The sequence below is a fragment of the Bacillus sp. ok061 genome (assembly GCF_900108285.1).
In the GTDB taxonomy this organism is placed as follows: domain Bacteria; phylum Bacillota; class Bacilli; order Bacillales; family Bacillaceae_G; genus Bacillus_A; species Bacillus_A thuringiensis_S.
Map to the genome: position 1 here is coordinate 96127 of NZ_FNUW01000008.1, position 11111 is coordinate 107237.

Genomic DNA, 11111 nt, shown 5'->3' on the forward strand with positions numbered 1-11111 from the left:
TTATGATTAAAATTGCACCATCGATTTTATCAGCAGATTTTTCAAAATTAGGGGAAGAGATTAAAGATGTAGAAAAGGGCGGAGCGGATTACATTCACGTTGATGTAATGGATGGACATTTCGTACCAAATATTACGATTGGACCGTTAATTGTAGAAGCTATCCGTCCGATTACATCATTACCATTAGATGTACATTTAATGATTGAAAATCCTGATAACTATATCCCGACTTTCGCACAAGCGGGAGCAGATATTATTACTGTTCATGTAGAGGCGTGTCCGCATCTACATCGTACAATTCAGTTAATTAAATCTCATGGCATTAAAGCGGGCGTTGTATTAAATCCGCATACGCCAGTTTCAGTGATTGAGCATGTACTAGAAGATATAGATATGGTATTACTTATGACAGTAAACCCTGGATTTGGTGGACAGAAGTTTATCCATTCTGTATTACCGAAAATTAAACAAGTTGCAGACATGGTAAAAGATCGCAATCTAGAGGTAGAAATAGAAGTTGATGGTGGTGTAAATGCTGAAACAGCAAGACTTTGTGTGGAAGCTGGAGCAAATGTACTTGTAGCTGGGTCAGCAGTATACAATCAAAAAGACCGCGGTGAAGCAATTCGCGTAATTCGTGGGTAGTGATGAACTTTTATCCTAGTAAGGTATTTATAGGGTAGGGTAAAAATATGTAAAAAGGCAATCTACCGAATGGCAGATTGCCTTTTTACAATGGAAGGGGAAGAAAAAATGATTATTCATATTTTAGCAGGAGGACCTTCGGAATATTGCGCAGATTTTGCTCGATATGAGAATGAGGAAGTAGTGTGGGCAGCGGTTGATAGGGGAGTATACCGTCTATTAAAGAAAGGGATTACCCCGGCTGTTGCGTTTGGAGATTACGATTCAGTTACTGAAGAAGAATTAGTATGGATGGGACAGCAAACGAACGAATTACATATTGTTCCGCGGGAAAAAGATCAAACGGATTTAGAAATTGCAATCAACTGGGCATTAGAACAGAAGCCGGCACTAATTCGTATTTTTGGTGCTACTGGTGGAAGGCTTGATCACGGTTTGGCAAATATACAGATGCTTTTAAAAGGGTTAGAAGTAGAGATAGAAATGTGTATTGTGGACAATAAAAATGAAATAACAGTTAAAAAAGTGGGTACACATATAATTGAAGAAAATAAAAATTTTCCTTATGTATCTTTTGTACCAGTTACTGAAATAGTGGAAGGGATTACATTGTTTGGTTTTAAGTATCCTCTTACTAATAAAACAATAGAGTGGGGATCAACACTTTGTATTAGTAACGAACTCGTTGAGGAAAAAGGTACTTTTTCATTTACTTCTGGCATATTAATGTTGATAAGAAGCACTGATTGAAGAAACAATTTTGCTCCTTACATCATATAGTAACCAAGTGGAGTAATGGGGATTAGGAGGGAAACCATGAGATTTTATACAATTAAGTTACCTAAATTTCTTGGTGGAATTGTTCGTGCAATGTTAAATACCTTCAAAAAAGATTAAAAAAGCACCTATCACCGGTGCTTTTTCCATTGTTATAGTAAAAAAAGAGCCTATCGGCTCTTTTTTTTATTATTAAACACGTTCGATTTTGCCAGATTTTAATGCTCTAGCAGAAACGTAAACACGTTGAACTTTTCCGTCGATGCGTACGCGAACTTTTTGAAGGTTAGCGCCCCACTTACGTTTTGTAGCGTTCATTGCGTGAGAACGAGAGTTACCAGAACGAGCTTTTCTTCCAGTAATAGCACAAACACGAGCCATTTATATTTCCCTCCCTTGATACCTTACCATACGTAATTTTTCAATGTTAGTCTTTTATGCGATGCTAAAAACACTACTATAATTTAACACAACTAAAAAGAGAATGCAACACCGTAGAAAAAAGAAATCAAGAAAATTTACTTGACACTATATGTCAATGAAGAAAAGTTGAAATCCACAAAAATTGCTTGACATATTATAGTGGTACATGTTGTATAATAACAATGGACTATTTTGCTCATCATAAAAAAGTGTAATTTAAAACATAAAATATGAGAGTGAAAAGAAAGAACGATGGAATTTTCTTTAAAAAGATTATATGATAGTAACTAAAGTAGTCTAGCTCACTTTCACCATTTATGAAGGGGGAAACGAGATGTCAATTGAAATTAAAACGAAGTACGGTCAAATTGATATTAGTACAGATGTAATTGCAACAATTGCTGGAGGTGCCGCGGTAGATTGCTACGGTATCGTAGGTATGGCATCAAAAAATCAGTTAAAAGATGGATTAACAGACATTTTACGAAAAGAAAACTTCACTAGAGGTGTTATTGTTCGTAAAGATGAAAATGAAGTACATATTGATATGTATATTATTGTGAGCTATGGTACGAAAATTTCAGAAGTGGCACATAATGTGCAAACGAAAGTGAAATATACATTAGATCAAACTGTAGGACTAGCAGTAGATTCTGTAAACATCTACGTACAAGGAGTTAAAGTAATAAACTTGTAATGTGCATTAAGGAGGAAAATCTGTGTCAATTCAAAAAATTGATGGAAAACGTTTATCACAAATGATCATGCAAGGAGCGAATAATTTAACAAACAATGTTCAGCTTGTTGATGCATTAAACGTATTTCCAGTTCCAGATGGCGATACCGGTACAAACATGAACTTATCTATGACTTCAGGTGCGCGTGAAGTGAAAGCAAACCCTTCACAGCATGCTGGTAAAGTCGGTGTAAGTTTAGCCAAAGGATTATTAATGGGAGCTCGTGGTAACTCTGGAGTTATTCTATCTCAGTTGTTCCGTGGTTTTTCTAAATCCATTGAACAAAAAGAAGAGTTAACAACAGTTGATTTTGCTGCAGCACTAGAAGCTGGAGTAGAGGCGGCTTATAAAGCGGTTATGAAACCGATTGAAGGAACGATTTTAACGGTTGCAAGAGAGACGGGTAAATATGCAGTAACAGTTGCGAAAAAACAGCGCGACTTTGTTTTGTTTATGGAAGACGTTGTGAAAGAAGCAAACGCATCGTTAAATCGTACGCCAGATTTATTACCTGTATTAAAACAAGTTGGCGTTGTAGATAGCGGTGGTAAAGGTCTTGTAGTGGTATACGAAGGATTTTTAGCTGACTTAAAAGGAGAAACGATTTCTTCTGATGCACCGACGCAACCATCTATGAATGAGATGGTACGCGCAGAACATCACCGTAGTGTACAAAGCCAATTGAGTACAGAAGATATTAAGTATGGATATTGTACGGAGTTCATGGTGAAATTAGAGGCTGAAAAGGTGAAAGAGCATAATTTCTCTGAACAAAAATTCCGTGAAGATATTAGTGTATATGGTGATTCTCTACTAGTTGTGTCTGATGATGAAATTGTAAAAGTTCATATCCACGCAGAACATCCTGGAGACGCTATGAACTACGGGCAAAAATACGGTAGTTTAATTAAGATAAAAGTAGAAAATATGCGTGAACAGCATACTGCTTTATTAGATGAACCTACTATGGTTCCTGAACAACCAGCTCAATCGAAAGAAAAACAACCATATGGTATCGTAACTGTAGCTATGGGGTCTGGTATTAAAACTTTATTTGAGAGCATCGGCGCAACGAAAGTTATCGAAGGTGGTCAAACGATGAATCCAAGTACGGAGGATATCGTGAAGGCAATTGAAGAAGCGAATGCTGAAAAAATCATTATTTTACCGAATAACGGAAATATTGTAATGGCAGCAGAACAAGCGGCATCAGTTGTAGATCAAGAAGTTATTGTTGTTCGTTCGAAAACGGTTCCTCAAGGTATGGCGGCAATGTTAGCATTTAATCCAGTTGGAACGTTAGAAGAGAATGAAGAAAACATGCAAGAAGCTTTATCTCATGTGAAAACAGGTCAAATTACGTATGCTGTACGTGATACGGAAATTGATGGTGTAGCAATTCAAAAAGACGACTTCATGTGTATTGCAGATGGGAAAATTGTATCTACAAATGCTGAAAAAGTAGGAGCTGCGAAGCAATTACTAGAAACGCTTATTGATGAAGATTCTGAAATCGTAACGATTCTACAAGGTGAAGATGCAACTGACGAAGAAGTAGCTGAGCTAGTTGAATTTGTAGAAGAGAAATTTGAAGATGCAGAAGTAGAAGTGCATGCTGGAAACCAACCAGTGTATTCTTTCATCTTCTCTGTAGAATAAGATAAGATTCGTTTTGAAAATAAATGAATTACTTACTTGCTAATGGATAAGAAGTAGTAATATGAAGTTTATTACTAGTTTTTATTCAAAAGGCTAGCATATTGAAGAGAGAAAAGAGCCTTGCTGCTAATAGTGAGGCTCTTTTTTACTTGTTTTATATAAGGGATTTGAGTAGTTTCTCTTAGAATGCCTATGATAGAATATAGAAGGTGAAAGAGAGCGATTACAGATGCTAATTGATACTCAAATAGAATGCAATAAAGAAAATAATGTGACGGGGTGTGAGAATCTTGAATGATGTTGTACAAGTTCCTGTTACGGATGTAAAGGGGATCGGAGGAGAAACATCTGAGTTACTACATGAGATGGGGATTTATACAGTTTCTCATCTATTAGAACATTTTCCGTACCGTTATGAAGATTATGCGATGAAAGATCTTGCTGAAGTAAAGCATGATGAACGTGTAACGGTTGAGGGGAAGGTTCATAGTGCTCCTTTGCTGCAATATTATGGTAAAAAGAAATCGCGTCTAACAGTTCGTGTTCTCGTCGGTCGTTATTTAATTACGGCGGTATGTTTTAATAGGCCTTACTATAAGCAAAAATTAACGTTAGATGAAACGGTAACGATTACTGGTAAGTGGGATCAACATCGTCAAACAATTGCTGTATCAGAGCTTCATTTTGGGCCGGTTGTACGTCAACAAGAAGTGGAGCCTGTTTATTCAGTAAAGGGGAAACTTACAGTAAAACAGATGCGTCGTTTTATTGCTCAAGCGTTAAAGGAATATGGAGATTCTATAGTCGAAGTGTTACCGGATGGTTTGTTAGGCCGATATAAATTATTACCAAGATATGAAGCACTTAGGGCCTTGCATTTTCCGGTAGGACAGGAAGATTTAAAGCAAGCGCGTCGCCGTTTTGTATATGAGGAATTTTTCTTATTTCAGCTGAAAATGCAAACGCTGAGGAAAATGGAGAGGGAAAATTCAAAAGGGACGAAGAAAGAGATTCCGTCAGTAGAATTACAAGAATTTATCGATGCACTGCCGTTTCCGTTAACGGGTGCGCAGCGCCGAGTTGTAAATGAAATTTTAAAAGATATGACATCTCCTTATCGGATGAACCGACTATTGCAAGGTGACGTTGGTTCTGGGAAAACAGTTGTTGCTGCGATTGGTCTTTATGCATCGAAATTAGCTCATTATCAAGGTGCTTTAATGGTTCCTACAGAAATTTTAGCCGAGCAACATTATCAGTCGCTTGCTGAAACGTTTTCGCATTTTGGTATGAAGGTGGAACTGCTAACAAGTTCTGTTAAAGGTGCGAGACGCCGAGAAATTTTAGCGAAGTTAGAACAAGGAGAAATAGATATTCTTGTTGGAACGCACGCTTTAATTCAAGATGAAGTTATATTTCATAGGTTGGGTCTCGTTATTACAGATGAACAGCATCGATTTGGTGTAGCGCAGCGCCGAGTTTTACGGGAGAAAGGTGAAAGGCCAGATGTATTATTTATGACAGCGACACCAATTCCGCGTACGCTTGCAATTACTGCATTTGGAGAGATGGATGTTTCAATAATCGATGAGATGCCAGCAGGTAGAAAGGTGATTGAAACATACTGGGCAAAACATGATATGTTAGATCGCGTCCTCGGTTTTGTTGAGAAGGAGATAAAAAAAGGAAGACAGGCATACGTTATTTGTCCTCTAATTGAAGAATCTGAGAAACTTGATGTGCAAAATGCTATCGACTTACATAGTATGCTGACGCATCATTACCAAGGGAAATGCCAAGTTGGATTGATGCATGGGAGATTATCGTCTCAGGAAAAAGAAGAGATAATGGGACAGTTTAGTGAAAATAAAGTGCAAATTCTTGTATCGACAACAGTTGTTGAGGTTGGTGTGAACGTACCGAATGCGACTGTGATGGTTATTTATGATGCAGAACGTTTCGGTTTATCGCAGCTTCATCAGCTTAGAGGGCGTGTCGGGCGTGGTAGTGAACAATCATATTGTTTATTAATAGCAGACCCTAAATCAGAAACAGGAAAAGAAAGAATGCGCATAATGACTGAAACAAATGATGGATTTGTATTGTCTGAAAAAGATTTAGAATTACGAGGTCCTGGAGATTTCTTTGGGAGTAAGCAAAGTGGCTTACCAGAATTTAAGGTTGCTGACATGGTACACGATTATCGAGCGTTAGAAACAGCAAGGCAAGATGCGGCGATACTAGTAGAGTCAGAAGCATTTTGGCACAATGATCAATACGCTGCTTTGCGTACGTATCTTGATGGGACAGGTGTGTTCCAAGGAGAGAAGCTCGATTAAAGGGAGTCAACAAAAAAATTGTTGCATTCTACTTTCAATGATTATATACTACTGTTAGTACCTAGTCATAAAAATGGATGGTGCGGTATGAAGAAAAGAAGAAGTAAAAAAGAAAGACAAGAATTATTACAACAAACAATCGAATCAAATCCTTTTATTACGGATGAAGATTTAGCGGAAAAATTTCAAGTGAGTATACAAACAGTACGACTGGATCGTATGGAATTGTCTATTCCTGAATTAAGAGAGAGAATTAAACATGTAGCTACAAAGCAACATGAAGAAGATGTGAAATCTTTACCGTTAGAAGAGGTTGTCGGTGAAATTATTGATATTGAATTAGATAGACATGCAATTTCTATCTTTGAAGTAAAGGTAGAACATGTATTTAAAAGAAATCAAATCGCCCGTGGGCATCATCTGTTTGCGCAAGCAAACTCACTAGCTGTTGCGGTTATTGATGAAGAATTAGCTTTAACTGCAAAGTCTACCATTCGATACATTCGCCCTGTAAAATTAGGAGAGCGTGTTGTTGCAAAAGCGCGCGTTGAAGACGTAGAGAATGATAAGGGACGGACGGTTGTCAAAGTGCGTAGCTTCGTTGGAGAAGAACTTGTTTTTACAGGCACTTTTGAAATGTATCGATCTAGTAATTATAGTGAGGAAGGTAACAACTTATGAAAATCGCAATAGATGCAATGGGCGGAGATCACGCTCCAAAGGCTGTAGTATTAGGGGCAATGAAAGCTATTAAGGAATATTCTGATTTACATATTACGTTAGTAGGGAAAGAAGAGGAAATTCGTCAATACTTAACGAGTGATGAACGAATTACGATTCTTCATACAGACGAAAAAATAGAATCGACAGAGGAACCAGTAAGAGCGGTTCGTCGAAAAAAACAAGCTTCAATGGTACTTGCGGCACAGCAAGTAAAGGATGGAGAAGCAGATGCTTGTATATCCGCAGGTAGTACAGGAGCTTTAATGGCAGCTGGATTATTTGTTGTCGGTCGTATGGAAGGAATTGAGCGACCAGCTTTATCGCCTACAATGCCAACTGTAGATGGAAAAGGTTTTGTTATGTTAGATGTTGGAGCAAATGTTGATGCAAAACCAATTCATTTATATCAATATGCAGTAATGGGATCTATTTATGCTGAGAAGGTAAGAGGAATTGAAAATCCTCGTGTTGGACTATTAAACGTTGGAACAGAGGATGGAAAAGGAAACGAGCTTTCAAAGCAAGTATTTGCAATGCTTAAGGATGCGCCAATTAATTTCGTTGGGAACGTTGAATCGAGAGATTTATTGCAAGGTGTAGCAGATGTTGTTGTATGTGATGGTTTTACAGGGAATGTAGCGTTGAAATCATTAGAGGGAACAGCACTTGCGCTATTCTCTATGTTGAAAGAACAACTAATGAGTTCGTTTACGAGCAAATTAGCAGCGGCGGTATTAAAGCCAAAACTTATGGTATTAAAAGATAAAATGGATTATTCGGAGTATGGGGGAGCTGCATTATTTGGATTGAAAGCACCTGTCATTAAGGCTCACGGTTCTTCTAATGACCAGTCGATATTTAGTGCGATTCGTCAAACGAGAGAAATGGTAGCGAAAGAAGTAATTCCTACGATTTCAAGCGTAATGGAGAAAGAGTCACTCCAATAAGAGGAGGATTTGAAATGGGAAAAATAGCATTTCTTTTTCCGGGCCAAGGTTCACAGGCAGTTGGAATGGGTAAAAAATTAGCAGAGAATAATAAAGAGGTTGCAAAAGTGTTTGCAAAAGCAGATGAGGTGTTGCAAGATTCACTTTCAGAAGTGATTTTTGAAGGGCCGCAGGAAAAGCTTACATTAACAACAAATGCTCAGCCTGCATTATTAACGACGAGTTTTGCTATTTTGACAGCTTTGAAAGAGTATGACATTACACCTAACTTTGTCGCTGGTCATAGTTTAGGTGAATATAGCGCTCTTGTAGCAGCTGGTGCATTAACTTTTGAAGATGCTGTATATGCTGTAAGGAAACGTGGCGAATATATGGAAGAAGCTGTTCCAGACGGGGAAGGTGCGATGGCAGCTATATTAGGTGCTGACCTAGATATGCTGAAACAAGTTACAGAAGAAGTAACAAGTGAAGGATATGCAGTGCAAATCGCTAATATGAATAGTACGAAGCAAATTGTAATTTCTGGAACGAAGCAAGGTGTAGAGGTTGCTTCTCAAAGAGCGAAAGAAAATGGTGCAAAGAGAGCAATTCCACTAAAAGTAAGTGGGCCTTTCCATTCTTCACTTATGAAGCCGGCAGCTGAGAAGTTCCAAAGTGTTTTAAATGAAATTACAATTCATGACACGAATATTCCTGTTATTGCAAATGTTACGGCGGATGTTATTACACGTGGTGCAGACATTCAAGAAAAGTTAATCGAACAGCTTTATTCGCCTGTATTATGGTACCCGTCTATTGAATGTATGGTGAAGCAGGGAGTAGATACATTTATTGAAATTGGACCTGGAAAAGTACTTGCTGGACTTATGAAGTCAATTGATTCATCAGTGAAAGCATATGCGATATATGATGAAGAGACATTAAAAGATACCATTTCAAATTTGAGAGGAGAAAACTGATGTTAAAAGGGAAGGTAGCATTAGTAACTGGCGCTTCACGTGGAATTGGTCGCGCGATTGCGATTGATTTAGCGAAACAAGGGGCAAATGTAGTAGTAAATTATGCAGGTAATGAACAAAAAGCAAATGAAGTAGTAGATGAAATTAAGAAATTAGGTTCTGATGCAATTGCGGTAAGAGCAGATGTTGCAAATGCTGATGATGTTACAAATATGGTGAAACAAACAGTAGATACATTTGGACAAGTTGATATTCTTGTAAATAATGCTGGTGTAACAAAAGATAATTTATTAATGCGTATGAAAGAAGAAGAATGGGATACAGTTATTAATACAAACTTAAAAGGTGTATTCTTATGTACAAAAGCAGTATCTCGCTATATGATGCGTCAACGTCATGGTAGAATTATAAATATCGCTTCGGTTGTTGGTGTTATAGGAAACCCAGGGCAAGCTAATTATGTTGCTGCTAAAGCGGGTGTTATTGGATTAACAAAAACATCTGCAAAAGAGTTAGCAAGTCGAAATATTACAGTGAATGCAATTGCGCCGGGCTTTATTGCGACTGATATGACGGATGTACTAGATGAGAATATTAAAGCCGAAATGTTAAAAGTTATTCCAGCTGCTCAATTTGGTGAAGCGCAAGATATCGCGAATGCTGTAACGTTTTTTGCTTCTGATCAAAGCAAATATGTTACAGGTCAAACGTTAAATGTTGATGGCGGTATGGTAATGTAATAAAAGAATCGATTTCACCTAGTTTTTTTGGTCAATATTTAATATAATATTTGAGGGGAGGTGAATGGAATGGCAGATGTTTTAGAGCGCGTAACAAAAATCATCGTTGATCGTTTAGGAGTAGAAGAGACTGAGGTAGTACCAGCTGCAAGCTTCAAGGAAGATTTAGGAGCAGACTCCCTAGATGTAGTAGAACTTGTAATGCAATTAGAAGATGAATTCGAAATGGAAATTTCTGATGAAGATGCTGAAAAGATTGCTACTGTTGGCGATGCTGTGACTTACATAGAGAGTCATCTATAATGCTTAAGTGAAGTCCCGTTTTTTAGCGGGGCTTTCTGGCTTATATCTGGAGGGACCTATGCCGTACCGAAAATATAGAGAAAAAAAATATGAAACAAAATATCGTGAAGCATTTAAAGTGTTTCAAGAAAAGATAGGTATTACGTTTACAGATGAAAAATTATTGATTCAAGCATTTACGCATTCATCGTATGTGAATGAGCATCGAAAAAAACCGCATGAAGATAATGAGCGTCTTGAATTTCTTGGAGATGCAGTATTGGAACTTACTGTATCGCAGTATCTGTTTCAAAAATATCCGACAATGAGCGAAGGAGAGTTAACAAAACTACGTGCAGCTATTGTATGTGAGCCATCTCTTGTTCGTTTTGCGAACGAATTGTCATTTGGTAGCCTTGTTTTATTAGGAAAAGGTGAAGAAATGACAGGTGGACGTGAACGACCAGCTTTATTAGCGGATGTCTTTGAAGCGTTTATTGGTGCCCTTTATCTTGATCAAGGGTTAGAAACAGTTTGGGAATTCTTAAAAGAAATTGTATATCCGAAAATTAATGAGGGTGCTTTTTCTCATGTGATGGATTATAAGAGTCAGTTACAAGAATTGATTCAGCGTGATGGTAGTGGCAATGTTGAGTATCAAATTTTGCAAGAAAAAGGACCAGCTCACAATCGAGAATTTGTGTCACGTGTTACGTTAAATAACGTAGCTTTAGGTCTTGGTAGTGGTAAGTCGAAAAAAGAAGCAGAGCAACAAGCTGCAGCAGAAGCATTGAAAAAATTAAAAGAACAACTATAAGGAATCCCCCTTTGAATGAGGGGGATTCCTTATGCATAAAATGAAACTTTCTTTTTGTTTG

13 protein-coding genes are annotated in these 11111 nt (G+C 37.6%); 12 read left to right on the forward strand and 1 reads right to left on the reverse strand.

Translation table 11 applies throughout. The features are described 5' to 3' along the window. Window positions 1-2: 2 nt before the first annotated feature. From rpe to spoVM, 3 genes are all read left to right on the forward strand, one after another. Entirely contained in the window at window positions 3-647 is a 645-nt protein-coding gene (gene rpe / locus C4S65_RS13330) for a ribulose-phosphate 3-epimerase (RefSeq protein WP_103945258.1), read from the forward strand. A 69-nt stretch (window positions 648-716) separates the two neighbouring features. Next, on the forward strand, window positions 717-1397 hold the full coding sequence (locus C4S65_RS13335) for a thiamine diphosphokinase (protein ID WP_000752664.1): 681 nt from the start codon (window positions 717-719) through the stop codon (window positions 1395-1397). A 66-nt stretch (window positions 1398-1463) separates the two neighbouring features. Continuing rightward, the gene (spoVM, locus tag C4S65_RS13340; RefSeq protein ID WP_001213599.1) at window positions 1464-1544 is read left to right on the forward strand and encodes a stage V sporulation protein SpoVM; all 81 of its coding nucleotides are present in this window, start codon (window positions 1464-1466) and stop codon (window positions 1542-1544) included. Window positions 1545-1616: 72 nt separating this feature from the next. On the opposite strand, the gene rpmB is transcribed toward spoVM, so the two are convergent. After that, on the reverse strand, window positions 1617-1805 hold the full coding sequence (gene rpmB, locus C4S65_RS13345; RefSeq protein ID WP_000124776.1) for a 50S ribosomal protein L28: 189 nt from the start codon (window positions 1803-1805) through the stop codon (window positions 1617-1619). Window positions 1806-2181: 376 nt separating this feature from the next. Between rpmB and C4S65_RS13350 the strand changes: the two genes are divergently transcribed. The 9 genes from C4S65_RS13350 (at window position 2182) to rncS (ending at window position 11050) form a co-directional block, all read left to right on the forward strand. After that, window positions 2182-2544: an Asp23/Gls24 family envelope stress response protein gene (locus C4S65_RS13350; RefSeq protein ID WP_000021110.1), complete on the forward strand. Its 363-nt coding sequence runs from the start codon at window positions 2182-2184 to the stop codon at window positions 2542-2544. A gap of 22 nt (window positions 2545-2566) precedes the next feature. After that, window positions 2567-4243 carry a DAK2 domain-containing protein gene (locus C4S65_RS13355; protein ID WP_086407619.1) on the forward strand — a complete coding sequence of 559 codons (1677 nt, stop codon included), beginning with the start codon at window positions 2567-2569 and terminating at the stop codon, window positions 4241-4243. A 290-nt stretch (window positions 4244-4533) separates the two neighbouring features. Continuing rightward, window positions 4534-6582, forward strand: coding sequence for an ATP-dependent DNA helicase RecG (recG, locus tag C4S65_RS13360; RefSeq protein WP_103945259.1), 2049 nt, complete (start codon window positions 4534-4536; stop codon window positions 6580-6582). An 87-nt stretch (window positions 6583-6669) separates the two neighbouring features. Beyond that, the gene (gene fapR / locus C4S65_RS13365; RefSeq protein ID WP_000747349.1) at window positions 6670-7263 is read left to right on the forward strand and encodes a transcription factor FapR; all 594 of its coding nucleotides are present in this window, start codon (window positions 6670-6672) and stop codon (window positions 7261-7263) included. Beyond that, a complete protein-coding gene (gene plsX / locus C4S65_RS13370) occupies window positions 7260-8252 on the forward strand; it encodes a phosphate acyltransferase PlsX (protein ID WP_000684095.1) in 993 nt (330 codons plus the stop codon). Before fapR ends, plsX begins: the two co-directional genes overlap by 4 nt. 14 nt (window positions 8253-8266) lie before the next feature. Continuing rightward, window positions 8267-9211: an ACP S-malonyltransferase gene (fabD, locus tag C4S65_RS13375; RefSeq protein WP_000515897.1), complete on the forward strand. Its 945-nt coding sequence runs from the start codon at window positions 8267-8269 to the stop codon at window positions 9209-9211. After that, window positions 9211-9951 (forward strand): 3-oxoacyl-[acyl-carrier-protein] reductase, encoded by a 741-nt coding sequence (gene fabG, locus C4S65_RS13380; protein ID WP_000911774.1) that lies wholly within the window; start codon window positions 9211-9213, stop codon window positions 9949-9951. Before fabD ends, fabG begins: the two co-directional genes overlap by 1 nt. A 69-nt stretch (window positions 9952-10020) precedes the next feature. Further along, entirely contained in the window at window positions 10021-10254 is a 234-nt protein-coding gene (acpP, locus tag C4S65_RS13385) for an acyl carrier protein (RefSeq protein WP_000786062.1), read from the forward strand. 58 nt (window positions 10255-10312) lie between these two features. Next, complete coding sequence (gene rncS / locus C4S65_RS13390) at window positions 10313-11050, forward strand: ribonuclease III (RefSeq protein ID WP_001146875.1); 738 nt, start codon at window positions 10313-10315, stop codon at window positions 11048-11050. The last annotated feature ends 61 nt before the right edge of the window (window positions 11051-11111 follow it).

Excerpts from the sequence above, each read along its gene's own strand:
- rpe (WP_103945258.1), top strand. The coding sequence starts at position 3 with ATGATTAAAATTGCACCATCGATTTTATCAGCAGATTTTTCAAAATTA.
- C4S65_RS13335 (WP_000752664.1), top strand. The coding sequence starts at position 717 with ATGGCAGATTGCCTTTTTACAATGGAAGGGGAAGAAAAAATGATTATT.
- spoVM (WP_001213599.1), top strand. The coding sequence starts at position 1,464 with ATGAGATTTTATACAATTAAGTTACCTAAATTTCTTGGTGGAATTGTT.
- rpmB (WP_000124776.1), bottom strand. The coding sequence starts at position 1,805 with ATGGCTCGTGTTTGTGCTATTACTGGAAGAAAAGCTCGTTCTGGTAAC.
- C4S65_RS13350 (WP_000021110.1), top strand. The coding sequence starts at position 2,182 with ATGTCAATTGAAATTAAAACGAAGTACGGTCAAATTGATATTAGTACA.
- fapR (WP_000747349.1), top strand. The coding sequence starts at position 6,670 with ATGAAGAAAAGAAGAAGTAAAAAAGAAAGACAAGAATTATTACAACAA.
- plsX (WP_000684095.1), top strand. The coding sequence starts at position 7,260 with ATGAAAATCGCAATAGATGCAATGGGCGGAGATCACGCTCCAAAGGCT.
- fabD (WP_000515897.1), top strand. The coding sequence starts at position 8,267 with ATGGGAAAAATAGCATTTCTTTTTCCGGGCCAAGGTTCACAGGCAGTT.
- fabG (WP_000911774.1), top strand. The coding sequence starts at position 9,211 with ATGTTAAAAGGGAAGGTAGCATTAGTAACTGGCGCTTCACGTGGAATT.
- acpP (WP_000786062.1), top strand. The coding sequence starts at position 10,021 with ATGGCAGATGTTTTAGAGCGCGTAACAAAAATCATCGTTGATCGTTTA.
- rncS (WP_001146875.1), top strand. The coding sequence starts at position 10,313 with ATGCCGTACCGAAAATATAGAGAAAAAAAATATGAAACAAAATATCGT.